General features: G+C 70.6%; 22 protein-coding genes, 1 pseudogene and 1 CRISPR repeat array. Of the genes and pseudogenes, 8 read left to right on the forward strand and 15 right to left on the reverse strand.

Translation table 11 applies throughout. The features are described 5' to 3' along the window. Nucleotides 1–41: 41 nt before the first annotated feature. From ACFYL4_RS22060 to ACFYL4_RS22090, 7 genes are all read right to left on the reverse strand, one after another. On the reverse strand, nt 42–1,199 hold the full coding sequence (locus ACFYL4_RS22060) for a copper transporter (RefSeq protein ID WP_357764032.1): 1,158 nt from the start codon (nt 1,197–1,199) through the stop codon (nt 42–44). Next, complete coding sequence (gene steA, locus ACFYL4_RS22065) at nt 1,196–2,368, reverse strand: putative cytokinetic ring protein SteA (RefSeq protein WP_357764029.1); 1,173 nt, start codon at nt 2,366–2,368, stop codon at nt 1,196–1,198. Before steA ends, ACFYL4_RS22060 begins: the two co-directional genes overlap by 4 nt. 181 nt (nt 2,369–2,549) lie before the next feature. Beyond that, a complete protein-coding gene (recN, locus tag ACFYL4_RS22070; protein WP_387520510.1) occupies nt 2,550–4,262 on the reverse strand; it encodes a DNA repair protein RecN in 1,713 nt (570 codons plus the stop codon). Nucleotides 4,263–4,309: 47 nt separating this feature from the next. Continuing rightward, complete coding sequence (locus ACFYL4_RS22075) at nt 4,310–5,236, reverse strand: NAD kinase (protein WP_357764023.1); 927 nt, start codon at nt 5,234–5,236, stop codon at nt 4,310–4,312. Between the two features lie 109 nt (nt 5,237–5,345). Beyond that, entirely contained in the window at nt 5,346–6,146 is an 801-nt protein-coding gene (locus tag ACFYL4_RS22080) for a TlyA family RNA methyltransferase (protein WP_357764021.1), read from the reverse strand. A 30-nt stretch (nt 6,147–6,176) separates the two neighbouring features. Then, nucleotides 6,177–6,356, reverse strand: coding sequence for a hypothetical protein (locus ACFYL4_RS22085; protein WP_387520514.1), 180 nt, complete (start codon nt 6,354–6,356; stop codon nt 6,177–6,179). Between the two features lie 66 nt (nt 6,357–6,422). Continuing rightward, nucleotides 6,423–7,196, reverse strand: a complete 774-nt coding sequence (locus ACFYL4_RS22090; protein ID WP_357764016.1) for a membrane fusogenic activity family protein — start codon at nt 7,194–7,196, stop codon at nt 6,423–6,425. 223 nt (nt 7,197–7,419) lie between these two features. On the opposite strand from ACFYL4_RS22090, the gene ACFYL4_RS22095 reads away from it, so the two are divergent. Then, entirely contained in the window at nt 7,420–7,770 is a 351-nt protein-coding gene (locus ACFYL4_RS22095) for an SCP2 sterol-binding domain-containing protein (RefSeq protein ID WP_357764012.1), read from the forward strand. 50 nt (nt 7,771–7,820) lie between these two features. Continuing rightward, a complete protein-coding gene (locus ACFYL4_RS22100; RefSeq protein WP_387520516.1) occupies nt 7,821–9,116 on the forward strand; it encodes a DUF1015 domain-containing protein in 1,296 nt (431 codons plus the stop codon). Here ACFYL4_RS22100 and ACFYL4_RS22105 read toward each other — a convergent pair. The 4 genes and pseudogenes from ACFYL4_RS22105 to ACFYL4_RS22120 all read right to left on the reverse strand — a co-directional run bounded on the left by ACFYL4_RS22105 (nt 9,113) and on the right by ACFYL4_RS22120 (nt 12,969). After that, on the reverse strand, nt 9,113–9,316 hold the full coding sequence (locus ACFYL4_RS22105) for a hypothetical protein (protein WP_357764006.1): 204 nt from the start codon (nt 9,314–9,316) through the stop codon (nt 9,113–9,115). The genes ACFYL4_RS22100 and ACFYL4_RS22105 overlap by 4 nt on opposite strands. A gap of 253 nt (nt 9,317–9,569) precedes the next feature. Continuing rightward, nucleotides 9,570–10,517, reverse strand: a complete 948-nt coding sequence (gene hemC, locus ACFYL4_RS22110; protein WP_387520518.1) for a hydroxymethylbilane synthase — start codon at nt 10,515–10,517, stop codon at nt 9,570–9,572. Between the two features lie 1,748 nt (nt 10,518–12,265). After that, nucleotides 12,266–12,388, reverse strand: a pseudogene (locus tag ACFYL4_RS22115) (DUF397 domain-containing protein); the annotation flags it as partial. Between the two features lie 74 nt (nt 12,389–12,462). Beyond that, nucleotides 12,463–12,969 (reverse strand): hypothetical protein, encoded by a 507-nt coding sequence (locus ACFYL4_RS22120; protein ID WP_387520520.1) that lies wholly within the window; start codon nt 12,967–12,969, stop codon nt 12,463–12,465. 590 nt (nt 12,970–13,559) lie between these two features. On the opposite strand from ACFYL4_RS22120, the gene ACFYL4_RS22125 reads away from it, so the two are divergent. Further along, complete coding sequence (locus tag ACFYL4_RS22125; protein WP_357769906.1) at nt 13,560–13,685, forward strand: hypothetical protein; 126 nt, start codon at nt 13,560–13,562, stop codon at nt 13,683–13,685. Between the two features lie 205 nt (nt 13,686–13,890). Here the strand turns inward: ACFYL4_RS22125 and ACFYL4_RS22130 are convergent, their stop codons facing one another. Then, nucleotides 13,891–14,163, reverse strand: a complete 273-nt coding sequence (locus tag ACFYL4_RS22130) for a hypothetical protein (RefSeq protein WP_387520523.1) — start codon at nt 14,161–14,163, stop codon at nt 13,891–13,893. Nucleotides 14,164–14,305: 142 nt separating this feature from the next. Continuing rightward, a CRISPR array of direct repeats spans nt 14,306–18,294; the repeat unit is 29 nt; unit sequence CGGTCCATCCCCACGTGCGTGGGGCTCAC. Between the two features lie 156 nt (nt 18,295–18,450). Between ACFYL4_RS22130 and ACFYL4_RS22135 the strand changes: the two genes are divergently transcribed. Both ACFYL4_RS22135 and ACFYL4_RS22140 read left to right on the forward strand, forming a co-directional pair. Next, nucleotides 18,451–19,314, forward strand: coding sequence for an aminoglycoside N(3)-acetyltransferase (locus ACFYL4_RS22135; protein ID WP_387520526.1), 864 nt, complete (start codon nt 18,451–18,453; stop codon nt 19,312–19,314). Nucleotides 19,315–19,358: 44 nt separating this feature from the next. Beyond that, nucleotides 19,359–20,378, forward strand: a complete 1,020-nt coding sequence (locus ACFYL4_RS22140; RefSeq protein WP_387520528.1) for an HAD-IIA family hydrolase — start codon at nt 19,359–19,361, stop codon at nt 20,376–20,378. A gap of 6 nt (nt 20,379–20,384) precedes the next feature. Here the strand turns inward: ACFYL4_RS22140 and ACFYL4_RS22145 are convergent, their stop codons facing one another. After that, on the reverse strand, nt 20,385–20,831 hold the full coding sequence (locus ACFYL4_RS22145; RefSeq protein WP_387520530.1) for a single-stranded DNA-binding protein: 447 nt from the start codon (nt 20,829–20,831) through the stop codon (nt 20,385–20,387). Between the two features lie 197 nt (nt 20,832–21,028). On the opposite strand from ACFYL4_RS22145, the gene ACFYL4_RS22150 reads away from it, so the two are divergent. Both ACFYL4_RS22150 and ACFYL4_RS22155 read left to right on the forward strand, forming a co-directional pair. After that, nucleotides 21,029–22,033, forward strand: a complete 1,005-nt coding sequence (locus tag ACFYL4_RS22150) for an MBL fold metallo-hydrolase (RefSeq protein ID WP_387520555.1) — start codon at nt 21,029–21,031, stop codon at nt 22,031–22,033. 52 nt (nt 22,034–22,085) lie between these two features. Then, entirely contained in the window at nt 22,086–23,006 is a 921-nt protein-coding gene (locus tag ACFYL4_RS22155) for a GNAT family N-acetyltransferase (protein WP_387520533.1), read from the forward strand. Here ACFYL4_RS22155 and ACFYL4_RS22160 read toward each other — a convergent pair. Together ACFYL4_RS22160 and ACFYL4_RS22165 are read right to left on the reverse strand one after the other, a co-directional pair. Beyond that, nucleotides 23,003–23,404 carry an NUDIX domain-containing protein gene (locus ACFYL4_RS22160; protein WP_387520535.1) on the reverse strand — a complete coding sequence of 134 codons (402 nt, stop codon included), beginning with the start codon at nt 23,402–23,404 and terminating at the stop codon, nt 23,003–23,005. The genes ACFYL4_RS22155 and ACFYL4_RS22160 overlap by 4 nt on opposite strands. 50 nt (nt 23,405–23,454) lie before the next feature. After that, nucleotides 23,455–24,132, reverse strand: a complete 678-nt coding sequence (locus ACFYL4_RS22165) for a tetratricopeptide repeat protein (RefSeq protein WP_387520538.1) — start codon at nt 24,130–24,132, stop codon at nt 23,455–23,457. Nucleotides 24,133–24,159: 27 nt separating this feature from the next. Between ACFYL4_RS22165 and ACFYL4_RS22170 the strand changes: the two genes are divergently transcribed. Then, a complete protein-coding gene (locus ACFYL4_RS22170) occupies nt 24,160–24,900 on the forward strand; it encodes a hypothetical protein (protein ID WP_387520541.1) in 741 nt (246 codons plus the stop codon). The last annotated feature ends 370 nt before the right edge of the window (nt 24,901–25,270 follow it).

Raw genomic sequence — 25,270 nt, forward strand, 5'->3', positions numbered from 1 at the left:
GGCCGGGCTCGGGCCCGCCTTCGCGTCGCTGCGCGCGGGCCTCACTCCCCGCTCCTGGGCGCCCGGCGGCGGGCCTCGTCCTCGACGCGGGTCTCGGTACCCGTCTCGGCGTCGGCCTCGGCTCCGGCCTCCGTGGAGGCGGGTCCGATCGGTCCTGGCAGCGGGTCGGGCAGGAACCCGACCACGCCGTCCCCGAGCCCGTAGGCGGCGCCGTCGCCGTTGAGGGAGTCGGCCAGGGCCAGGACGGTGATCACGTCGCCGGTGGGGCGGCCGACCACGTCGACGGTGGCGTGGGGGCGCTCCTGTGCGCGGGCCTGCGCCACCGGCCCTCCGGGACGCCCGGAGTCGGTGCCGCCCGCCAGGACCGTGGGCCCGACCTGCTGGTGCAGCGCGGCGGTGAGGCTGGTCAGGGCGGTGTTGACGCGCTCCTGGTCCTCCTCGGGGGCGTTGGCGGCCGGGGCCACCACGACCACCGTGTCGGCGGCCGCGGCCGGAGAGCCCTCCACGGCGAGCAGACCGCCCTCGGTGAAGGCGGACAGGACCGCGGCGGCGTCGTGGCCGTTGGCCTCCTCCCCGGAGTCCTCGTCCGAGGAGGCGCCGGAGTCCTCCCCGGACCCGTTCCCGTCCCCGTCCTCGCTCTGGTCCTCGTCCTCGGAGCCCCCGCCGTCCCCGTCCTGCCCCTCCGGCGCCTCCTCCGGCGCCGACGGTGCGGCCAGCGCACGGCCGAGCACGGTTCCAGCCTTGTCGTAGGGGTTGCCGGAGAGATCGCCGGGGTCGCCCGCGACCTGGAGCGCGAGCTCGTCGATGAAGGTGGCGCTGCCCCCCTCCAGGAGGGCCTCCTCGAACAACAGCGTGCCGACCACCGCGCCGCCCGCCTCCTCGACCCGCTCCCCCAGGGCCCGCACGACCTCCTCGTCGGCACCGGGCGCCGACACCATGACGACCTCCCGGTCGAGCAGACGGTCCTCCAGGACGTCGGCGGCGACCGCGTCGGTGAACTGGTCGGCCCCCGCGTTGAGCCGTTCGGAGTCGTCGCGCTCGGCGCGCAGCTCCTCGCTCTGGCCCCGTAGGTCGGCGGTCTCGGACTGGAGCGTGTTGAGCAGCGGGTCCTGGAGCATCGTGGTGCCCAGGACCAGACCCACGGTGAGCGCGAGGAACACCGCGATGATGGACACGAGGTGATAGCGGAAGTCGATCACGTGAACAGCCCCGTCATCCAGTAGACGAACGCGTCCCAGCGCGCCGCGAGAAAGGTGAGATAGACCTGCCCGGCCGGCGAGCTGTAGGCGGCGACCAGGATGGTGAGCAGGCACGCGGCCACCAGGCCCAGGAGTGCCCACGGAGAGATGCGGGAGCGGTAGAGCCGGCTCACACCTTTGGCGTCCACCAGCTTCCCGCCGACCCTCAGCCGGGTGAGGAAGGTGCTGGCCATGCCGGAGCGCCCCTTGTCGAGGAACTCCTCCAGGGTGGCGTGGGTGCCGACCGCGACGATGAGGCTGGCGCCCGAGCCGTCGGCGAGCATCATCGCGACGTCCTCACTGGTGCCGGTCGCGGGGAAGACCACCGCCTCGTGGCCCAGGTCGGTCAGGCGTTGCAGCCCGGGGGCGCGGCCGTCGCGGTAGGCGTGCACCACGAGTTCGGCGCCGCTGCACAACGCCTGGTCGGAGACGGAGTCGAAGTCCCCGACGATGATGTCGGGCCGGTACCCGGCCTCCATGACGGCGTCGGCCCCGCCGTCCACACCGATGATCACCGGCCGGAACTCGCGGATGTAGGGCCGCAGGGCAACGATGTCCTCGCGGTAGTGGTACCCGCGCACCACGATCAGGACGTGTCGGCCCTCCATGGAGGTGCCGATCACGGGGATGCCGATCCCGTCCAGCAGCAGGTCGCGTTCGCGCTGGAGGTAGGCCATGGTGTTGGCCGCGAACGCCTCCAGCTGGGTGGCGAGCCCGGCGCGGGCCAGGGCCATGGCGGAGGCCACGCTCTCCTTGTCCTGGCGTGTGCCCCGCGCGACGACCTCGTCGCCCCGGTAGAGGGTGGCCCCCTCCAGGCGGAGCCGCTCGCCGTCGCGCACGCGCGTGAGGATCTCGGGGTCGACGTCGTCCACCAGGGGGATACCGGCGGCCACGATCATCTCGGGCCCCTGGTTGGGGTAGCGTCCGCTGATACTGCGGGCGACGTTGAGCACGGCCGAGACGCCGCAGCCCACCAGGGCCTCGGCGCTGACCCGGTCCAGGTCGACGTGGTCGATCACCGCGATGTCGCCCGGGCGCAGCCGTTTGGTCAGGTTCTTGGTGCGGCGGTCCGAGCGGACGGGCGCGACCAGCCCGAAGGGGGCTTCCGCCCGGGAACGGCGGAATCGCATTGTGGCTCTGAGCGCATCCGATACCTTCATCGGTGGCATACTGTCAGAACTCGATAACGCTGAGTAACAACAGGCGGACGGACGGCGTTTTCAGGGCAAAACAGCCCATGCCGTCACACCAGTGGTGCCCGCACCCCCCCCCGGCGCGGACACCACGGAAGCCGGACCCCGCCCACCCGGGTCATCCGGCCGGGTAGGCCCGGTCCGGATCGGCGTTGACCATCAGCTCCTCCGCGTGGGCGCGCCCCAGCTCGGAGTCCTCCAGACCCGCCAACATGCGCGAGAGCTCACGCACCCGACCGTCCCGGTCCAACCGCACCACACCGCTCTCGGTCACCAAACCCTCGGTGGACTTCTCCACCACCAGGTGCGCGTCGGCGAACGCCGCCACCTGCGGCAGGTGCGTGACCACGATCACCTGCGCCAACCGGGCCAGCCGGGCCAGGCGCCGACCGATCTCCACCGCGGCCTTGCCCCCGACCCCGGCGTCCACCTCGTCGAACACGAACGTGGGCACCGGGTCCGCCCCGGCGAACACCACCTCGATCGCCAGCATCACCCGCGACAGCTCACCCCCGGAGGCCCCCTTGTGCAGGGCCAACGGCGGGGAACTCGGGTGCGGGGCCAACAGGAGCTCGACCTCGTCGCGCCCGTGCGCCCCGAACTCCTCCCCCGTGGTGATGCGCACGCTCACCCGGGCGTGCGGCATCGCCAACGCCTTGAGCTCCTCGGTGACCGCCGCGCCGAACCGCTCGGCCGCCCCGGAGCGCACGGCGGTCAGCTCGGCCGCCGCCTCGTCCATGCTCGCGTACAGCTCCTCGGCCTCCGCGCGCAACCCGTCGATCCGCTCGTCGTCGCCGTCCAGCTCCCCCAGGCGCTTGGCCGCCGACTCCGCCCAGGCGAGTACCTGGTCCGTGGTCTCCCCGTACTTACGGGAGAGCTGCGTCAACAGGGCCCGCCGCTCCTGGACCACGGCCAGCCGGGCCGGGTCGGCGTCCACCGACTCCGCGTAGGAGGCCAGCTCCGTGGCCGCGTCCGTGAGGATGTAGGACGCCTCGTCAAGACGGTCACCGATGGCGGCCAGCTCCGCGTCGTGCTCACGAACCGCCCCCACCGCCTGGCGGGCCGCCGACAACAGCCCCACCACGTCGGCCTGGACGTCGGCGGCGGCCGGATCGCCCGTGAGCGCCTCGTGCGCGGTGGTCGAGGCCACCCGCAGACCGTCGGCGTGCGCCAAGCGGGTCTCCTCCGCCAACAGCTCGGCGTCCTCACCCGGCTGGGGCTCGACCGCGGAGATCTCCTCCACCCCGAACCGCAGCATGTCGGCCTCCTGGGCGCGCTCACGCGCCCGCTCCACCAACTCGTCCAACTCGGCGGAGACCTCACGGTGGCGCCGGTAGGCCGCCGTGTAACGCTTCATCGCCCGCGCCAGGTCGTCCCCGGCGAACCGGTCCAACGACGAGCGCTGACGGTCCGCGCGCAGCAGGCGCTGCTGGTCGGACTGCCCGTGCACGGCCACCAGGTCGTCGGCCAGGTAGGCCAGCAGGCTCACCGGCGCCGAACGGCCGCCCATGGTCGCCCGCGACCTGCCCTCCGCCGACACCGCGCGGGTGAGGATCAGGACGTCGTCGTCGATGTCGCCCCCCGCCTCCAGGACCCGATCGGCCACCCGGCCGCCCCGGGGCACCGTCAAACGGCCCTCGACCACGGCGCGATCGGCCCCCGGGCGCACCCGCTGGGGGTCGGCGCGTCCACCGAAGAGCAGTCCCAGCCCGGTGACGACCATGGTCTTGCCCGCGCCGGTCTCACCGGTGACGACCGTCAGACCCGGTGACAGTTCCAACACGGCGTCGTCGATGACACCGAGGCCTTGGATTCGGACTTCTTCGAGCACCGATCCCTCTCCTGATAGTTGACGCCCTTGCATGCGACGGCGCTGGATCAGCGGCCGTGCGCGGCCCGTCCCCGCCATCCCGTGACCGGGAGGCCGAACTTGGCCACCAGCCGGTCGGTGAACGGCGCACGGTGCAACCGTGCCAGCCGGACCGGCGTATCGGCACGGGTGATCTCGATTCGTGCTCCCACGGGCAATTCGACCATACGCCGTCCGTCGCACCACAGCACGCCCGGCGTGGTGTCCGGCAGCACCTCCAGCGCCACCGTCGCCTCCGGCCCGACCACCAGCGGCCGGGCGAACAGGGCGTGCGCGCTGATCGGCACGACCAGCAGCGCGTCGACGTCCGGCCACACCACCGGCCCCCCGGCGGAGAAGGCGTGAGCCGTCGAACCCGTGGGGGTCGCGCACACCACGCCGTCACAGCCCCAGCTCGACAGGGGCCGCCCGTCCACCTCCAGGACCATCTCCAGCATGCGCCGCGAGTCGGCCTTCTCCAGGGTCGCCTCGTTCAGCGCCCACGAACGCACCGGCGGAGCGCCGTCGCCCCGACCGCCGTTGAACACGGCCACGTCGAGCGTCATCCGCTCCTCGACCACGTAGTCGCGGTTCACGACACTGCTCACCGTGGCGCCCAGGTCCTCGCGCTCGGCCTCCGCCAGGAAACCGACGTGGCCCAGGTTCACACCCAGCAGCGGCGCACCGGCCGGCCGGGCCAGCTCGGCGGCGCGCAGCAGGGTTCCGTCCCCGCCGAGCACCATGACCAGCTCGACGCCCTCGGCGGCCCCCGCCACACCGACCGGCTCCACCGGGGACAGCGGACAACCCGCCTCGGCCAGCTCCTCGACCTCGCTCTTGAGCATCCGGACGGTCAACCCCGCCGCGCTCAGGCGCGCGTGCACCAACTGGGCGCTGCGCACGGCCGCGGGCCGACCGGTGTGGGCCAGCAGGAGAACGCTGCGTCCGCTGGTCATCGCCGTCCCCTTACGTTCGCTCCCCGTGGGAAGCCTGGTACAGGCCGAGTGCTCGACCGCACCCGGCCGGGTCACGCTACCGGACTCCTGCGACAGGAGGCCACGCCCCTCAGGACGGCCCCTCCTCGATCGCCCGCTCCACCGCGGAGGGGTCCAGAGGCGGTGCCCCGGCCCGCATCCAGAGGAAGTACTCGACGTTGCCCGAAGGCCCCGGAAGGGGGCTCGCGGTCACACCGACCACGCCCAAACCCAGCGTGAGGGCGTGCGCGGCCACGTCGGAGACGGCCTCGGCACGCAGCGCGGGTTCGCGGACCACACCCCCCGCGCCCACACGCTCCTTGCCCACCTCGAACTGGGGTTTGACCATCATCGAGAAGTCGGCGTCAGGGGCCGCCGACGCGCGCAGGGCGCCCAGCACCAGCTTGAGGGAGATGAAGGAGAGGTCGCCGACCACCAGGTCGGGACGGGGCTCGCCGAGCGCCTCCGGGGTCAGCTCACGGACGTTGACCCGCTCCATCACCCGCACGCGGTCGTCGCTGCGCAGCGACCAGGCCAACTGGCCGTAACCGACGTCGACCGCCGTGACGTGCGCCACCCCGCGCCGCAACAGGACGTCGGTGAAACCCCCGGTGGAGGCCCCCGCGTCCAGGGCGCGCCTCCCCTTGACGTCCAGGTCGAAGGCGTCCAGCGCCCCGACGAGCTTGTGCGCGCCCCGCGAGACGTACGCCGGTTCCTCGGAACGCGTACGCACCACCACGGGCTGGTCGGTGCCGATCTGGGTCGCGGCCTTGGTCGCGACCATCCCGGCGACCAGGACGACGCCGTCCTCGATCAGCTCGGCCGCGTGCCCCCGGGAGCGTGCGTGGCCTCGGCGGACCAGTTCCGCGTCGAGCCGACTACGTTTTGCCATGGTCACCTAGGGTACCGGCCGTCACGCGCACTATCGGGCACCCCGGGTGTTGTGCCCCAGCGCGCCCAGGACGCCCGACAGCTCCCGTTGGAGCGTGTCGAAGACCTCCACGTGCTCGTGGGTGGGCAGTTCGTCCAACGCCGCCAACCGCTCCCGCGTCGCTCCGAGGGTCTGCTCGGCCAACGCCTCGGCCTGCTCACTCGCGTCCATCGCTCCCCGTCCCTTCACCCGGACACCGCTCCGCGGGCGCCGACGCACCGGCGCCCGCAACGGACCCTACTTCTTGGCGCCCTTGCCCTTGGTGGTGCGCTTGGCGGTCGAACGCGGCCGGGTGGCCCGGGCGGGAGCCTTGGCCTTGGCACGCCCCGCACCACTCCCGGCCGGGGTGTCGGCCCGCGCTCCCTCAGCCGGGTCGGCGTCCCCGGCGCCCCCGGCGGCGCCGTCCGCCACCGGCGCGGTCTCCTCGGATGAGGGGTCGCCCTTGGCGGACGCCGGGTCCTCCCGACCGGTCTCGGAGGTCTCACCCTCCACCGGGGCGGCGGCCCGCTCCGGCTCCACGACCGGCGCCGCCCCGTCCGCGACGTCGGCCACCTCGGCGGCCCGGGTCTCGGCTTCGGGAGCGCGCACCCTCCCGGAGGGGGCCTTCCCACCGTCGGGCAGCTCCGAGGAGGCGCCGCCCCTCGGCTCCAGCACCCGCTCCACCGCGTGCCGGGCGGCCATCCGGCGCTCCAGCTCCGCCACCCGGCGCACCACGCGTTCGTGCTCGGCGCGCGGCACCATGTCCATCTGCTCCAGCGCGCCCCGGACCTCGGCGCGCACCAGCTCGGCCACGGCCGCGCGGTTGGCCTGGCTGGTCTCGATCAGCTCACTCGCCAGGGCCTGGATGCTCTGCCCCACCCTCGGCGGAGCCTCACCGTCGGGGACCGAGGGAGCGGGCGTCGCCCCGTTGGCGCGCAACAGCGTCTTGGCGGCCGCCACGGCCTGCTTGCGCGAGAGTTCGGTGAGGCCATTGGCGGCGTCCAGATAGGTGCGTACCGCGTCGACGACCATGATGACGTGCTCCTTGAAGGGACCGCAGGAGGGAAGGGGACGAAAGTGGGCGCGGGGAGGGAGGGGCCTCGTGCTCCGGGGGGTTCGACGTCAACGCTACCGGGACCGGCACGCGCCTGACACGCAAACAGCGGAGCCCGACCGCCCCTCCCGAAACTCCACGCGCAGGGGCTCCCGAGGCCGCCGCCCCGGGCACACCCGCCATATAGGGCATCATGAGCCCATGAGCAGCATCGACGCGTGCCTGGACGGCATCGCCCGGGCGAACGAGCGCATCCTCGCCCAGCCCTTGGAGCGCCGCCGCGCGCACATCCGCGAACGCACGGTGCGCGTGGTCGTCCCCGACCTGGAGACCGCCTTCGACATGCGTCTGACCGTGGACGGACTCAGCGACGTCACCGCCCGCGGGCTCGACGAGCGCTCCGGCACCCCGCAGGTCCGGGTGACCGTCTCCAGCGGCGACCTGGTGGCCCTGGCCGAGGACCGACTCGAACCGGCGGTGGCACTGCTCACCCGGCGCCTGAAGGTCGACGCCACCCTCAGCGACATGCTCCGCCTGCGACGCGTGCTCTGAGCCGGCCGCGGAAGGCAGCGGCCGTCACCTGCGGCGGGTACCTTGCTGGGATGCCTCGCCAACCACTCGTCCTGGCCCCCTTCCACGGCCTGCGCTACGCGGCCCCCGACGTCGACCGCTTCATCGACGGTGTCTTCGACATCGCCCGGCTGCTGGCGCCGCCCTACGACATGCCCGACGCGGACGAGGCCCGCGAACTCCAACGCTCCGACCCGCACAACGCGGCAAGGGTCACACTCCCCTTCGAACTCTCCCGGCACGCGCCGGACGACCCCGACTCCCGGCGCTACCGGGCCGCCGCCGACCTCCTGCGCAGCTGGATCACGGACGGGGTGCTCGCACGCGACGAGGAACCGGCGCTGTACGTGTACGAACAGGTCACCCCCCAGGGCCGGGTGCAGCGCGGCCTCGTGGGCGCCCTCGGGCTCCCCGACGAGGGGACCTCCACCCCGGCCGTGCGCCCGCACGAGGACGTGGCCGAACCCCCGGTACGGGACCGGTTCCGCCTCATGGAGGTGGCCCGCGCCAACCTCGAACCCATCTTCCTGGTGTACCGGGGCGGAGGCGGGGCGGCCTCCGCCACCACCGAGGAGGTCACCACCCAGGCGCCCCTGGTGTCCACACGGACGCGGGACGGCTCCGAACACCGGCTGTGGGCCGTCACCGACCCCGCCACCCTGCGCCGTGTGGCCGACGACCTGGCCGGACGCTCCGCCCTGATCGCCGACGGCCACCACCGCTACGCCGCCTACCGTCAGCTGCGCCGGGAGATCGGCGGCCCGGGCTGGGACCACGGGTTGGCCCTGCTCGTGGACAGCGACACCCACCCGCCGCAGCTCGGCGCCATCCACCGGGTGCTACCCGGCCTGGACACGGCCGAGGCCCTCGCCGCCGCCGCGACGGTCGCCACGGTCGAACACGTCGCGGGGGCCGACCCGGCCCTGCTGGCCGACGTCGCCGCCCCCGCCCTGCTGGTGGTCTCCGGTGAGGGCGACACCCACCTGCTCAGCGGGTTCAGCGAGGCCGCGCTCCGCCGAGCCATGCCCGACCGTTCACCCGAGTGGCGCCACCTGGCCACCGCGGCCCTGCACGAGGTGTTGATGCCGCTGTGGCTCTACCCCGAGGAGAGGGTGCGGATGGTGCACGACGACCCCGCCGAGGCGGCGGCCGCCGCGCGCGACGAGAAGGGCACCGCGGTGATCGTGCCGCCGATGCGGGTGGAACAGGTGTACGCGGTCGCCGACCGCGGGGAGCTGACCCCCCGCAAGTCGACGTCCTTCGGCCCCAAACCCCGCACCGGCCTGGTCATGCGCGTCCTGGACGACGCCCGAGGGTGCGCGGGCTAGGCGGCCGCGCACGCCTCCCGCACCAACCACTCGGACACACCGAGGTCGCGGAGCTGCGACTGGCACGCACCGGTCCCGCCCCCGATCCCCCCTCCGAGCCGACAGGCCTGTTTGTGGTCCTCCGTGACCCTGTCCAGATAGGACCTGAGCACGTCCACACAGTCCTGCGGATCAGCCGCCGCGGGCTGCGCGGAAGCCATGCTCACGCCGAGCCCGACAACGACCGCGCCGACGACTGACACCAACCGGGAGCGAAGTGACAAGGTGAACCCCTGATTCCTGGAAGTGGTCCGACCCCCTCCACGTTGCTCTCCTGGCTGCGGGACCTCAACCGTTCCGCCGACTCAGGCCATGACCGATACAGGCCACCCCCACCCCCGTGCGCGCACGTCGGCCTCGGGGACGGGGCCGCTCACGGGTTCTCGTCGACGGCGGATGCCCCGGGCGGGACGGTCAAGCGTTCTCCCAGCCGGGCGGAGTTGCCCTGACCTGGGACAGAAGCTCTTCAGCTCCTTGGTCGAGGAGCGTGCGCGCGAGCTGTTCGCCGAGTTCGCGGGCAGTGGTGGCGGGGCCGGTGGTGCTGGCCCGCACTGTGCGGGTGCCGTCTGGGCTGGTGACCTGCGCGTCCAGGCGCAGGAGGTCGTCGGCGACGCGGGCCAGGGCGCCGACGGGTACGGAGCATCCGCCGTGGAGTTCGGCGAGGAGGGAGCGTTCGGCGGTGGCTTCGGCGTGGGAGTCGGGGTCGTGGAGCGGGCTGAGGAGTTCGAGGAGGTGGCTGTCGGCTTCCCGGATCTGGATACCGAGGATTCCTTGGGCGGGAGAGGGCGGATACAGGGCCGGGTCCATGTCGGTGCCGATCTCGTCGGCCATGCCCAGGCGGCGAAGGCCCGAGGAAGCGAGCAAGCACCCCTGGAGGCCGAGTTCGCGCGCTGTGCGGAGCCTCGGTGGCACGTTGCCACGGATCGGGACGGTACCGACGTCGGGGCGCAGGTTCTTGAGCTGGGCGACGCGCCGAGTGGAGCTGGTGCCGATCCGGGCTCCGTGCGGCAGGTCTTCCCAAGGGGTTCCGGTGAGAGCGTCGCGGGGGTCCTCCCGGGCGGGGGTGATGGCGAGCAGGGTGCCGGGGGTGGGTGCGGTGGGCAGGTCTTTGAGGGAGTGGACGGCGATGTCGACTTCGCCTCGGAGGAGGGCCTCTTCGACCTGGGTCGCGAAGACGCTCACCATGGACTTGCCGAGGGCCTGGAGGCTGGAGACCCGGTCCTTGTCACCGGTGGTCAAGATGGTGCGCTGCTTGAAGACCTGATCGGGGTTGGCAGCGGACAGGGGGGTGATGAATTCGCGGACCATGGCCTTGGCGAGTTGGGAGCCGCGGGAGCCTATGATCAGGGCTTTTACTGACACTTCGTCACGATCCGTTTACTTCGACTACAATGTGTGACGATCCTAGGGGCGCGCGGCCCATCCCGCCTCAGTGCGGAAACCGCCGATCAGATTCCGCGCGCCCTTACGCCCCAACGCCACCGACGCGTCGATCTCACCCAGGAAGCACACGACCGCCTCGGGCGGGGACCTCTGCTCCGACTGGGGGGCTGGGTGCCTTGGTAGACACCGCAAGCATCCTCGTTCACCTCGTCAGCAACTCCCGCACCCGCTGGTGAGGTCATGGGTCGACGATATGACGCAGGTACCAGCCGGGGTCGGACATGTAGCGGCGCCCATCCCCACGTGCATGGGGCTCACCATGACGCCGATGGAGGAGTACACGGCGTGGGATTCCGAGCTGACAGCAAACGCGCGGATTTGAGCAGGCAGAGGCCCGGAAACTGGGCCCGACCCCCTACCGCCGAGAGTTATTTTTCAGCAGACGAATTCCTCCCACCACCGACGATCTTCTTTATGACCCAGTAGAGAAATCCCGCGAAAAGGGAAATGGCCAACAGTGCGATCGTGGCTAGAGCAGCCGATCCATAACCCGAACCCTGCCGCGACACCAGCACAAAGAAGAGAACTGATATGCCCGCAATCACGACCAGAAGATATATATTCTGATGTCGCATCGTTGACATTATTCCTCCCTGCGTTCATCGAGCAATCAGGTCGCCACATCCGCAGAACGGACATGGCAGCCAATTCGACTGAAGTTGACATGCTAGCCGCGATTCGGCCACCACAGGCCCGGTCGATTGCTCGGACTTGACTAATCACCGCAAGCCCAGCGCCGATTGCCGCCACGAACCCCAGGGGGTGGCAGCGAATGAGAAGGCCACTCTCACAGTGAGGAGTCCGAGCACGAAACCATTGATCACCTCTTTCAGCCCTTCGGAGAACTCAAAAGAGATCACCCAAGAGAATCGACGCCAAGACAAAGGCAAGCACTCCAATAAATAGTGCTAGTATTGCAAATCTCTCCAAGGCGGAAGCGTTACGCGGCGATTTCCCAACGACCATTAGCCTCAAGAGAAACACGGCCCCAAGGGCCAGTAGAGCTGCTGCGATAATATGAAGCATGCACCCTCCCGAGCCGCCCGAGCACCACCCGGGCGACTCGCCTCTTTCCTAGCACTTTGATGATACTTTTGTCTTTTCGGGACAATACCACAGAGCGCTTGCTATTTAATGCGCCTATTTATGGCTGATGATACATCCAGTACCCTGCGCAGGCGAGACCGCCGACTACCAGGACTCCCGTGGAGATGGCACCAACGGGCCCGGCAATAGCCAGGACGTACATGGAAACTCCGACTTTTGCTCCCTAGATAGTGAAACCTGCGTAGAGGGCATCCGGCAAAGAAGTTTGAAGCCCGGTGGGGTCGGTGTTGTTGATGGGGTCACGAGCCGCGTAGGTGTGGTTGTCGAGTTCCTACCGCACAGGGTGTGCAGTGGAAGCGCTCGTCGCCGCACCAAGCCACCATGGAGATCAGCTGGCCGTTGGGGTCGCGCACGAAGCTGTGAGTCCCCGGTCCATCCCCACGTGCGTGGGTCTGACGAGACGACCGGTTCGGGCACCCGTGGTGATGATGATCTGACAGAGAGCAACACCATGACCACTGATGAGACGTTGCGGGCGTGTGCTGACGTGGGGCGCGCCGGGCTGGAGTCCATGCATCTTCAAGTCTGTGGTGCGTGTGGCGGGTGGGTCTCTAGTTGTGTCAGCGGCAGGTGCGGATGAGCGCGGAACATTGGCATCTGGTGATGTCGAGATGGCCGAGGCCTCGGTTCTGCGCGTCTCGCACGAGGGTGGCGGTGGGGGTGTCGGCTATCTCGACACAGTTCGAGCCGTTGGGACCTTAGCTGGACTTGAAGAAGGTGGGTTCACCGGTGGCCGAACCCGCCACCTCGCGGCTTTCTACGCTGCCCCGTAGGTGACGATAGCCTCCGCCAGCTTCTCCTTCAGAACACCGACGCGAGACGCGTGAGATCCTCCGGGGCCACCGAAGAATGGATCATCGGAAGGAAGCGGAGCCAACGGTAGTTCTGTGATGAACTCGCCCGGGAGATCGCGCTCGAAGACCTTCTCCCGGTAGATACGGCCCACCTCTCCGCTTTCCAGGATCAGAACGCAGCTGGGGGCTGCCCAGGTGGTGGGGGTGCGGCTAGCCGTGCCGGTGCTCAGTACCCAGCACCGCTCTTGACGGACGGCCTTAAAGCCCCGGCGTTCGTAGAGATAGTCGGCGAACATTGCCCCGGCGCGCACCTGCACGAATTGCTCCGACCGTGGGGCTACGCGTAGACGTTTCACGGCCTCCCGCGCAAGCTCCTGAATCTCAACTTCTTGGTCTACTCGGAGCCCCGGGCTCTGTGCTTGTTGCTCCTGTTTGGCTCTGGCTGCGGTCACCGCGTCATCGAGACTCATGGGGCTCAGGGTAGGGCCGCCGACACGATGCGCACAGGTGGGGAGTTCCGATGTCCGCACCTGGCCAGTGGTTACGGTGCTGCCACGGCGCTGATGAACGGGATGCAGAACGAACTGGTGTCTGGCCGACCGGATGTCACGCTGTCGACGGTGGACGAGATTCGGCCGCGACAAAGGCAGCCACGGGGAACACACAGCAGAGGTACGCCCTGGTCCAGGTGTCCGCGCACCCGCGGCTGCGGAACGTGGAGCGGACCACGGAGATCATGCTCGGATTGAAGGCCCAGGCGCCGAGTGGTCTCGGCAGGAGCGGGAGATCGCGGAGTTCCTCGGTGTCACTGGCTGACCAGCAGCGATGCCACGAAGCGTGGCAGTTCTCAGGCTTGGTTCTGGGAGGTGACACGTCTTGTGTCCATAGCTCCGGTGCCACTCTCCGTACCGTCAGGGAATCAACGCCGACCATGTGGATCGGCACTCGGCGCGAGGATGACGGGACCGAGCCGACCAACATCTGTGACACCTCGGATGCGCTGGACGTCGCGATGGCGAACCGCAGCTGTGGAGTGGGCGGATGTCAGGAAGAGAGAACGATGGCCGTGGCTGAAGAGAGCATTAAGGAGCATGCCCGTCGCCTTCTCCACGAGGGGGCGGAGCAGCACGAGGAGAACAAGCGCGAGCTGGAGGAGATCGAGCGCCGCAAGCAGGACTCCCAGTAAGCGTCTGCCCACTACCCCCGGACGGAACTCACGAACTCCCGTGCGGCTCCCCTTCGGAGAGCGCGCGGGCCCAGACGCCGAGACGACATCCGTGAGGGCATGTGGTGGCGGGGGTCAGGAGTTGCGCCTCCCGGACCCACCAACTTCCGGCCCCGGTCCACCCCCACGTACGTGGGGGTCACCCTTGATGGGGCGAGGCTTGTCGTCATTCCGCCTTCTTGCGCGCGGCGGTCGTCTTGCCTTCAGCGATGCCCTGGGCGCGAGACCGGCTGATGCCGAGCTCTGCGGCGACGTCTGCGTGCGAGAGCCCGTCGGCGCGCATCGCCTGGACGGCTTCCTGTCGCACTTCGCGTAGTGCGCGCTGTAGACCGGGGACGTGGGTGAGCATGTCTCCGGCTGTGCGTGCACGGTCGGCGGCATCATCGATGCTGGCCAGAGCAGCGGTGATGGCGGCGATGTGGTCGTCTGCGAAGCTCATACGGAAGTGTACCGCCTAGGCTTCATATGTCATGCCTAGGCGATGCACTGAAACGCCTAATGGAAGTCGCCGAGTGGGCTTAGTGATCGCGACCATCATCTCCACTACCGCTCAGGTGTTCAGCCGGGCACGCGAGCGCAAGCGGTCCATCCCCACGTGCGTGGGGCTCACTCCCGTGGGAGTGCTGGTGCTTGGAGTAGCGGCGGTCCATCCCCACGTGCGTGGGGCTCACGCCCGGACCCGGTCCAGGTCGCGCGCCGCGAACGGTCCATCCCCACGTGCGTGGGGCTCACCACTGGCCGGGCTTCTCCGAAGACATCGAAATCGGTCCATCCCCACGTGCGTGGGGCTCACGTCTTCACGGTCTCCCGCGCCCCGCCGCGCTTCGGTCCATCCCCACGTGCGTGGGGCTCACGCCTGGGCGGGGTCGACCTCGGCCGGGGTGGTCGGTCCATCCCCACGTGCGTGGGGCTCACGACGCATGGAAGACCAACCCCGGCCTGCACACCGGTCCATCCCCACGTGCGTGGGGCTCACGGGTGTTCACCGTCGACCAGGTCGCGGAACAGCGGTCCATCCCCACGTGCGTGGGGCTCACGGGGCCTCCGACCGCAAGTCCCATCAATGTGCCGGTCCATCCCCACGTGCGTGGGGCTCACGCTTCTTCGGGAACCTCATGTGCCAGACCTTCCGGTCCATCCCCACGTGCGTGGGGCTCACTGATCTGGTACCGCCGACGCGACTGGATGCCCGGTCCATCCCCACGTGCGTGGGGCTCACGGCACGACGGCCGGGCGGGTGCCGTCCGTCCACGGTCCATCCCCACGTGCGTGGGGCTCACGGAGCGCTCGCGCGCCCGGTGCCGACGCTCAAGGTCCATCCCCACGTGCGTGGGGCTCACGTCCCGACCCCGGGTGGGAAAACGTGCTCTGGCGGTCCATCCCCACGTGCGTGGGGCTCACGCGGCCGACGACCACCACGACCCGAAGGGCGACGGTCCATCCCCACGTGCGTGGGGCTCACTAGTTCGACCTCGGCGTCGAAGGTTCGGCGCGCGGTCCATCCCCACGTGCGTGGGGCTCACCCGGCCTCGGCCGCGGGCCAGGACAGCGGCACCGGTCCATCCCCACGTGCGTGGGGCTCACCGCAGCTGTGCGAGCGCCCGGTCGTGCTGGCTCGGTCCATCCCCACGTGCGTGGGGCTCACCGCAGCTGTGCGAGCGCCCGGTCGTGCTGGCTCGGTCCATCCCCACGTGCGTGGGGCTCACCCCACGTTGACGTCCGAGAACGCGTGGGTCGGCGGTCCATCCCCACGTGCGTGGGGCTCACGCCGTGTGCGACCCCGATCGGGAGCGTAAAATCGGTCCATCCCCACGTGCGTGGGGCTCACACGGGCCGGGGACGGCCCGGTGCGGGCGGTCCTGGTCCATCCCCACGTGCGTGGGGCTCACCGTGACCGGTTCTGCGTCGCGGTGACTGAGCGCGGTCCATCCCCACGTGCGTGGGGCTCACAACGGCCGCCTGGTCGCGGACAACTGGGCGAACGGTCCATCCCCACGTGCGTGGGGCTCACGGTGGTCATCGGGTCTCACCGCCCTGGCGGGCCGGTCCATCCCCACGTGCGTGGGGCTCACCCAGCTGATCTAAGAACCTCAAAACCTCAGAAGGTCCATCCCCACGTGCGTGGGGCTCACACGATCTTCACGTCGAACGCGGCCCCGAAGGACGGTCCATCCCCACGTGCGTGGGGCTCACAGGCTGGAGACCGTACGTGGCAGGGTCAACCCCGGTCCATCCCCACGTGCGTGGGGCTCACGCGCTCAAAGAAATTTCAGATTCGTCCGAGCACGGTCCATCCCCACGTGCGTGGGGCTCACCCCGTGGTGATTTCGCAGAGGGTCTTTGACCACGGTCCATCCCCACGTGCGTGGGGCTCACTTCGTATACACCGTCGCCGTTGGCGTAGTTTCCGGTCCATCCCCACGTGCGTGGGGCTCACTCGCCGCTGCCAGAGCCGCTTCCCCGCGAAAACGGTCCATCCCCACGTGCGTGGGGCTCACGAGAACCTGTCTGAGCGCTCCCACGGCGAGGGCGGTCCATCCCCACGTGCGTGGGGCTCACGTCACGGGCGAGTTCGCCGTCGGCGTTGAACACGGTCCATCCCCACGTGCGTGGGGCTCACGCGTCTCGCACGAGGAGTTCGGCCCCTACTGCCGGTCCATCCCCACGTGCGTGGGGCTCACGCAAGCAGTTCGCTAGCGAACTAGCGAACTGACGGTCCATCCCCACGTGCGTGGGGCTCACCGGCCGGGTGCGGGTGGTGTCCACGGGTGTTCCGGTCCATCCCCACGTGCGTGGGGCTCACACCGGCCCCGCCGCCCGCACCCTGCTCCAGGCCGGTCCATCCCCACGTGCGTGGGGCTCACTCGGGGTTGGTGCGCGAGGTCATTTCGTAGCCCGGTCCATCCCCACGTGCGTGGGGCTCACAAGACAACGGCAATCCGTGCGGCTGCCCTCCGCGGTCCATCCCCACGTGCGTGGGGCTCACTGCTCACCCCCATCCGGGCGATGATCGACGGTCGGTCCATCCCCACGTGCGTGGGGCTCACGGCAGACCGATCTGCTCGGCACGCCACATCGCCGGTCCATCCCCACGTGCGTGGGGCTCACCTGCCCGACCAACCAGCGGGCAAGGTATTCCTCGGTCCATCCCCACGTGCGTGGGGCTCACCGGTGTTTGAACTGATGTTCGCGTGGACGGTCGGTCCATCCCCACGTGCGTGGGGCTCACGTGCCAGCGGGCCGGTTCCAGGTCCACAGGCGCGGTCCATCCCCACGTGCGTGGGGCTCACCTACTCGCGTCTCAGTGCCGGGCGTTGGGCATCGGTCCATCCCCACGTGCGTGGGGCTCACAAGCACCGCAGCGTCGCCGTGGCCGAGGAGATCGGTCCATCCCCACGTGCGTGGGGCTCACCCCAGAGGCGTGCGCCCGCGAGAGCGCCGCGTCGGTCCATCCCCACGTGCGTGGGGCTCACAGCGCCCAGCGGTGCGGACCGCCCTGGCGTTCCGGTCCATCCCCACGTGCGTGGGGCTCACGTCCTCGGCAGCGTCGCGGGTAGCAATGAGGGAGGTCCATCCCCACGTGCGTGGGGCTCACCACACGGTGCGGGCGGCGGACATGATCGTGGTCGGTCCATCCCCACGTGCGTGGGGCTCACGGAGGCCCTGAGTCGACCTACACGAACGCCAACGGTCCATCCCCACGTGCGTGGGGCTCACTCGGTCCCGCCGGTGCGGGGGACGCTTTCTTCGGTCCATCCCCACGTGCGTGGGGCTCACGGTGACGTCGGCATCCCTGCACATCCTGACGTCGGTCCATCCCCACGTGCGTGGGGCTCACCACGCGGCGGAGAGCGTTCTTCATGATCAACCCGGTCCATCCCCACGTGCGTGGGGCTCACAATCGCGGTTCCGTTGCGGAGTCGGCGGTCGACGGTCCATCCCCACGTGCGTGGGGCTCACGCAGCTGGTCCAGGAGGCCACCGCGAGGCGGGCGGTCCATCCCCACGTGCGTGGGGCTCACGCGCCGGGAGCCTTCCCCCCGGCGTCCGCTGGCGGTCCATCCCCACGTGCGTGGGGCTCACGGCGCCTCGGAGGGCTACGACAAGAACGGCATCGGTCCATCCCCACGTGCGTGGGGCTCACCCGCAAGGGGCCGGTGAGCCCCTGTGTGGCGGCGGTCCATCCCCACGTGCGTGGGGCTCACGCAGCGGAGGGGGAAGTAATGACCCTGGAAACCGGTCCATCCCCACGTGCGTGGGGCTCACGGGTGGCGCAGGTCCATCCGTTCGTGCTGGTACGGTCCATCCCCACGTGCGTGGGGCTCACCTCATCGAGGACCTCCGCCGCGCTGGCCACACCGGTCCATCCCCACGTGCGTGGGGCTCACCCGCCTGCGTACGCCTTGCCGAGCGAGATCACCGGTCCATCCCCACGTGCGTGGGGCTCACACCGCAGAAATAGGCGTCCGCGAGGGTGACGCCGGTCCATCCCCACGTGCGTGGGGCTCACCGGCCAAGGGTGGCCGTGCGGACATTGTACGTCGGTCCATCCCCACGTGCGTGGGGCTCACGCTTCACGACCTGCGACAACGCGGGCCGTTATCTCCGCTTGACCTACGGCCGAACGGGAAATCGCTCCAGTCCGCCACGACAGCACTGGCCTCACGCGCGTACACACTGCGAGCATGTCCCCAGTCCCCCGTGTCCGTCAACACAGGAGCGCTGCCATGCCCACACCCCCCGCCCCGACGGACGGTCCGCGCACCGCCTCCTCCCTCACCCTCCACCTCACCCATCTGGGCGTGGCCCCCGGGGACACCCTCCTGGTGCACACCTCGCTGCGCTCGCTGGGCTGGGTCTGCGGCGGCGACCAGACCGTGGTGCGGGCCCTGCTCGACGCGATCGGCCCCGCGGGCAACCTCGTGGTCCCCACCCAGACCATGGACAACACCGACCCCTCCGGCTGGGAGAACCCACCCGTCCCCCAAGCCTGGTGGGAGACCATCCGCGCCGAATCGCCCCCGTTCGACCCGGCGCTCACCCCCAGCGCCTACATGGGACGCGTGCCCGAACGGGTCCGCACCTGGCCGGGCGCCGTGCGCAGCCCCCACCCGCAGACCTCCTTCGCCGCGCTGGGCCCGCGAGCCGCACACCTCATGCACCCGCACCCCCTGGAGTCCGCGCTCGGCGAAGCCTCCCCTCTCGCCCGGCTGGAACAGGCCGACGCACGGGTCCTGCTCCTGGGCACCGGATACGACTCCTGTACCGCCTTCCACCTCGCCGAGTACCGCGTGCCCCGACCAACCACGGCGACATCCTCCTGCGCGATCCGCACCCCGGACGGCGACCGGAGATGGACCACCTACACCGGCGTCGCCCTCGACGAAAGCGACTTCCCCGCCCTGGGTGCCGACTTCGAGGCCACCGGAGCGGTGACCGTCGGACGTGTGGGATCGGCGACAGCCAGGCTGTTCCCCCTCCCCCAGGCGGTCGCCTTCGCCACCGGGTGGCTCGTCGATCACCGCCAGGCGTCGGAGCTGCGACCGAACCCACACCGGGCCGCAGGCGGCGACGAGCTCCCGGCGACCTAGCCTGGAGGGGACCTCTCCCTCCTCACGGAATCGGACCACGCGCCATGTCCCTGCAGGCAGCAGACCGCCCGCTCAACGAACTCCACGACGCGATGCTCCTCGACCTGGACGGAGTGGTCTACATCGGCCCCGCGGCCGTGCCCGCCGCCCCCGAGGCGGTCGGCAAGGCCCGCGCCGCCGGAGCCCGGGTCGCCTTCGTCACCAACAACGCCGGACGCACCCCCGCCCGTATCGCCGAACACCTCACCCAGCTGGGCGTTCCCGCGACCCCCGACGACGTCGTCACCTCGGCCGAGGCCGCGGCGCGCCTGGTCTCCTCCCGTTTCCCCGCAGGCTCCGAGGTGCTCGTGGTCGGCGACACCGGGCTGCGCCAGGCCGTGCGCCGGATGGGGCTGCGCCCCGTCACGGTCGCCTCCGACGAGGTGGTGGCGGTCGTCCAGGGCTACTCCCGGTCCATGAGCCGCGACCTCCTCGACCAGGGAACGCTCGCCGTGTCCCGGGGCGCGCTCTACGTGGCCAGCAACTCCGACGCCACCGCACCCACCGAATGGGGGGTCACCCCCGCGAACGGCTCGTTCGTGCGGGTGATCGCGCACGCCACCGGGGTGGAACCCATCGTCGCGGGCAAGCCGCAGCGCCCCCTGCACGAGGAGGGCATGCTGCGCACCGGCGCGAGCAACCCCCTCATCGTGGGCGACCGGCTGGACACCGACATCGAGGGCGCCACCGTGCACGGAGCCGCCGGACTCCTGGTGTTGTCCGGGGTGGCCACAGCGCGCGACGCCCTGGCCGCGCCCCTCCACCAGCGCCCCCGTTACCTGGCGTGGAACGTGTCGGGGATGAACGAAGCCCATCCCGGCCCGGTGCGCCGCGTCGACGGGGACACCGCGCGCACCGAGTGCGGGGGGTGGACGGTCACCGCCTCCCGGGGGGCGGTCCGGATCTCCGGGAGCGGCGACCGGCTTGACGGCCTGCGCGCGCTGTGCGCGGCGGTCTGGGCGGACGAGACGATCGACCCCGCGGGGACCTCCTCAACCGAGGCCCTCGCCGCCCTGGGCTGGTAGTCCCCCTCACGTTGCCGCCTCTCCCACCCGCGAGGCGGAGTCCGCCTCCACCTCCAACACGCTGCGGATTCCGTTCCAGCCGCGCCAGGCGCGACGGCGCAGGCCACCGGTCACCCGGACGAGGTCGCCGACCCGCCACGCGGCGACGGCGTCGCACATCCGCGCGTCGAACGACACCAGAGTCACGGAGTCGGCCCGGGTACGCGGGTGCCCCGCCGTCTCGGGGCGGGCCACGCAGATCCGCCAGGTCACCAACCGGTCTCCGCTGGGGAGCTCGCGCTCGCGGGGCGCGGCGGTGACCCGCCCCACCACGAGGACCTCGTTGCGGTGGCGGTCGGTCTGCGATCGGGGCGACGGCACCGATCCGGCGGACCGCGCGGGTACCGCCGAGGTCGCGCCGGACGTGGAGTGGACGGGCTTGGACGACGTGGGGGCGGGAGTGGGTTCGAGCACGGGAGCGAGCCTTTCCGGGAGGGGCCTGGTGCGCGCGCTGGTACCAGGATGACCCGGGCGCGGGCGGAGGGAAAGGGGTATCCGGGGGCTGTGGACAACCGCGCGACCCCGCCGTCAGCTGCCGTGACATCCTTGTCCTAGAGTCGGAACCGGTCCGTGGCGGACCACAGGACGCTTGAGGAAGAGGGGTGCCCGCCGTGCACGACGACGTGGACGTCAGCGGTCTGCCCGAGGGGATCACCCCGCTCGGGAACGAGATCTACGCGATCGACACGATGCTCGCCGGATACCCGGGGGTCGTGTCCGCCTACCTCATCCGCACCGAGAGGCCCTGCATCGTCGAGGTGGGCACCGCCGGTTCCGCCCCGGTCCTGCGCGACGCCGTCATCCGCCTGGGCCTGGCCCCCGAGGACCTGGCCACCATCGTGGTCACCCACATCCACCTGGACCACGCGGGCGGCACCGGGGACATGGCCGCCCTGTTCCCGAACGCGGAGATCGTCGTGCACGAGCGCGGCGCCCGCCACCTGGCCGACCCGAGCCGTCTGATGGCCAGCGCGAAGATGGTGTGGGGGGACCGGCTGGAATCGTTGTTCGGCCACATGCACCCGACCGAGGCGGCGCGCATCCGCTCGGTCGCCGAGACCGGCGAGATCGACCTCGGCGCGGGCCGCAGGCTCGTGTCGCACTACGCCCCCGGTCACGCCAAGCACCACATGGGCCTGGTGGACACCGTGACCGGCGACCTGTACGTCGGCGACGCCCTGGGCGTGTACAACCCCCTCACCGGGGACCTACGCCCGGCCACCCCGCCGCCGGACTTCGACATGGACGCCTGCCTGCGCACCCTGCGCCTGTTCGGCGACATCGGCGCGCAGCGGCTCATGTTCTCCCACTTCGGCGCGCACGACGCCGTCGCCGAGACCATCGACCGCGCCGAGAGCGAGCTCCGCCTGTGGGTGGAGACCGTCCGCGACTCCCGGGACACGGGCGGGGACCTCGACCACGCGATCGCGATGGTGCGCGACAAGGTGATCAGCCGCTATCGGCCGCTTCCGCCCGAGTCCTCCGCGGGGACCGCGGCCGTCCTGGACACACTCAGCGGCCCGGAGGCCAACGTCAGCGGCATCGTGCACTGGTTGGACCGACTCGCTCAGGAACAGGCCGAGGCTCGACGCCGGGCCGAGGAGGAGCGGGCCTGAGCGGCCGGAAAACCACGTGCGGCCCCGCGACCACTCGGCGTAGCCTCCCGGCATGACCCCCCAGATCCGCGTCATCCACGCGTCCGAGGCCGCCGGTGCCTACGCGCTCATCCACAAGGCCCTGCCCTGTCTGATCATCACCGAGGAGCACCTGCGGTGGCGGCTCTCCCACCCCCTCCCAGGGGCGCGGGACGTCCGACTGGTCGCCGTGGACGGCGACACCGTGGTCGGGCATGTCCTGAGCCGTCTCCAGACCGCCCACGACGGGACCCGCACGGGCCGGAGCCTGTTCGTCGCCGTCGCGGAACCGTACCGCGACGGCGATCTTCCCAAGCGGCTCCTCGAAGCGTCGGACGCCCGCCTGGTCTCGGAGGGTGCCACCGTCCTGCGAGCGGTGAGCGGGCAGGACGGGAGCACGTCCTTCCACCGGGCGGCCGAGGAGCTGGGGTACGAACCACTGGGGGAGGCGGAGGTCCTGGGGCTCGACCTCGGCACGCTGCCCGACCGCGTCCCCGCCCCGGAGGGCTTCGAGCTACTCGCGTTGAGCGCTCTCGCCGACCCCCGTCCCGTCTTCGAACTCGACAGGGCCGCGGACTCCGACGAACCCGGTGAGTCCTCCGAGGCGTTCATGCCGTACGAGGAGTGGCTCGACGCGGTGTGGAACAACCCGCTCACGGACCTGGACATCAGCATGGTCATGCTGCACCAGGGTGCGCCGGTGTCGTTCTCCGCGTACTCGTCGGACCGCGCCACCCGGGTGGGGTCGGCGATGACCGGAACGGCCCGCGAGTACAGGGGGCGGGGCCTGGCCACCCGCACCAAGGTCGCGGCACTGCACGCGGCCAGGGATCGCGGCGCCACCCACGCCTTCACCCAGAACCACGTGGACAACGGGCCGATGCTGGCCATCAACCGCCGACTCGGGTACAGGACGTTCGGGGTCGAGCTCACACACGTCAGGAAGCCCGGCTAGCGGGCGCCGGGAAGTTCGAGGTTGCGCAGCAGGTACGCGTAGACGCCGTCGGGCCAGGACAGCTCCTCCTCCGGGGGGAGCTGGTCGAAGGCCCGCACCTCGACGGTCTCGAACTCTCCGCTGAGGGGCTCCAGGGCGACCACCCGCGCGTGCGTGACCACCGTGGTGTGCCCGCCGGACAGCACGTAGTACCCCAGTGGCGTCACCTGCCCTAGGGTGGCCCCGGCTTCCTCCCGTGCCTCACGGCGGGCGGTGGCGACCAGGTCCTCCCCGGGTTCGCGGTGTCCGCCGGGGAACTCCCAGGCCCGGTTCCGGTGCCGTACCAGGAGGGGGCGTTCCCCCAGGTAGGTCAGGCACACCACCGAGTCGTACCGCTCGGGGACCCCGCCCAGGTACACGGCGGCGCCGCCGAGTGGCTCTCGGCCACCCGACGGCGCCCCGTCACGGGTCAGTCGCGGTCCCTGCGACGCTCACGCGGAGCGGAGGCCTCGGCCTCGTCCGCCTCCTCCTCGACATCGGTCCAGACCACGCCGTCCTCGACGTCGCTGTCGACCAGCTCGACGCCCTCGATCGCGGCCAGCCGCTCGTCGGCGTCGGTGACGCCCTCGCGGTCGACGGAGGAGGCACGCGCGAAGTACTCGCGGGCGTCCTCCTTGCGGCCGAGCTCCTCCAGGACGTCGGCGTAGGCGTAGAACAGGCGCGCCACGTACGGGCGGGCCCTGCGCTCCTTGAGCTCGGGCACCTGGAGTTCGGCGAGGGCGGCCTTGACATCGCCCATGTCGCGGCGGGCTCCGGCCGCGACGATCCGCAGCTCGATCCGCTCGTCCGCGTCCAGGTCCTTGGCGGCAGGGTCGTTGGTGATCTCCAGCGCCCGCTCGGGACGGCCCAGCCCGCGCTCGCAGTCGGCCATGATCGCGAGGAAGGTGTCCCGACCACTCATGCGGCGAGCCGCGCGCAGGTCCGACAGGGCTTCCTGCCACTTGCCGACCGTGTAGGCGGCGATGCCGGAGGCCTCTCGCACGGTGGGCAGGCGGGAAGCCTTCCTCCGCGCGTAGGCGGCGTGCTTGTAGGCGCGCTCGGGGTCCTCGTCGACGGTGATGCCGGCGGCGACGATGTGCTTACCCACCAGCTCGGCCAGGGACTTGGGTAGCGAGTGCAGGTCGCGCTTGGTGTCCTTGTCGAGCTGGTCGAAGGTGGCCTCGTCGGGCAGCGGCGGAGCGATGTCCGCCGGGTCCCGGTCGTCCCGCCGCTCGAACTCACGCGCACCGCCCTGCCGGTCCCGGTAACCACCGCGTCGGTCGTCGCGATCCCTACGATCCCCACCACGGTAACCACCACGATCCCTGGAACCACCCTGGCGATCGTCACGACGACCACCACCGGAGCCACCCCGGTAACCACCACGATCCCCGGACCCGTCCCGACGGTCCCGGTCACCCCGGAAACCTCCCCGGTCGCCGCCGGGTCCGCCCCGGTAACCACCGCGTCGGTCGTCGCGATTGTCCCTGCGATCCCCACCACGGTCCCCGGAACCACCCTGGCGATCGTCACGACGGTCCCGGTCACCCCGGTAGCCGCCCTGACGGTCGTCACGACGACCACCACCGGAGCCACCCCGGTAACCATCGCGGTCGTCGCGACGGTCGCCACCTCGGAAGTTACGGCGATCGCCGCCTCCGTGGGACCCACTCCTGTCGTCCCGAGAGCCCCTGTAGCCAGACCGGGAACGGGACTCGTCTCCCCGTCCGCGACCGCCAGGCTCACCGGAGCGGCTACCGCTGTGGTCGTGTGCTCCGGAGTCCTCGCGGTCTCCCGATCGGCTGTCCTCAGTCATCCAACCCGTCCGTCAACACTCAAAAGCGCTGCCACCTTGAGCAGTAGCAGCGCGTCATAGTACTCGTGCGTTCCAGCTTACGACATGGCGTAGGCACCCATCACCAAAGCCGCAGTACACGACCAGTCACACCTTTGTGGAACCGTGCACCCCAGGGAGTCCCACCCCGGACCCACAGCTGAAGACACGGTCCCCCAGCCCCCGGGGGTCGAACCTCAGTCATGTGCGGTAGTAAGCCGCACGGCGCAAACCCCCTCAACCACAGCGGGGTACAAACGTGCACGTGAGTGCTGGGTTCAGGAGAGCGGGTTGGCCGTAGAGCGGCAAGCGGCGCCCGGACGGCGGGGGTTTTTACCAGTCCGGGGGACACGCATCTCTCGAACACATCAGTCGTCCTGGGGGGTGGCCCGGTGCCGTGCTTGGCCCTGAA

Origin of the sequence: Nocardiopsis sp. NPDC006938, from assembly GCF_042869555.1 — a bacterium.
Taxonomy (GTDB): domain Bacteria; phylum Actinomycetota; class Actinomycetes; order Streptosporangiales; family Streptosporangiaceae; genus Nocardiopsis.